General features: G+C 71.6%; 1 pseudogene. It reads right to left on the bottom strand.

Annotated elements, in window-relative coordinates:
- Positions 1–308 precede the first annotated feature (308 nt).
- Positions 309–751, bottom strand: a pseudogene (locus G6045_RS40740) (two-component system response regulator); the annotation flags it as partial.

Below are 751 nucleotides of genomic sequence, written 5' to 3'. Positions count from 1 at the left end.
GGGGTGGTGGGGGAGGGGTCTCGTCCGAGGTCCCGCCGCTCGCGGTAGAGGCGTTCGTCACCGTCACCTGCATCCCTCCAAGGAGGTCGTGCCGCACCTGGGTGGCTCGGCGGTGCTGGGACTAACGACGCTTCCGTGGAATCGAACGCGCTCGATTCCGGACGCTGTCGGGGCCTTGGCGGGCAAGGGACGGGATGCTTGCGCGCCGCCGTGCGGGCGTCCGTGGGCGCGGTGATGTGGCCGAATCGCCGAGGCTTGAAACGCCTGGGGTGGATGGGGTTTTCAGCGGGCCGGGAGAGCGGGCGAGCTCACCCCACCCACCGATACCGCCGCTCCGGCCGCCCCGTCCCCCCGTACTTGAGGGTCACCTCCGCCCGTCCCGTATCCGCGAAGTACTCCAGGTAGCGGCGTGCGCTGACCCGGGACAGGGAGCCGGCCTGGGCGCATTCCGTGGCGGAGAGGCCCGACGGGTGGGTGCGCAGGACGCGTTCGACCAGTTCCGCGGTGTGGGCAGCGAGGCCCTTGGGGAGTTCGCGGGAGCCCGGCGGGCGGGTGCCGAAGATCTGGTCGACGTCCTCCTGGCGGGCCTCGTCCAGGGTGTCGAGGCGGGTGCGCAGAGCCGCCACATGCCGCAACTGCTCCTGCAGTGCGGCCTGGTTGAAGGGCTTGATCAGGTAGTGCAGGGCGCCGGCGCGCAGTGCGGAGCGGATCACCTCCGCGTCCCGCGCGGCCGTGATGAACAGGGCGTCGA

It is taken from the genome of Streptomyces mesophilus (genome assembly GCF_011044995.1).
GTDB classification, from domain to species: Bacteria; Actinomycetota; Actinomycetes; order Streptomycetales; family Streptomycetaceae; genus Streptomyces; species Streptomyces mesophilus.
This window is presented reverse-complemented; position numbering and strand designations above follow the sequence as displayed.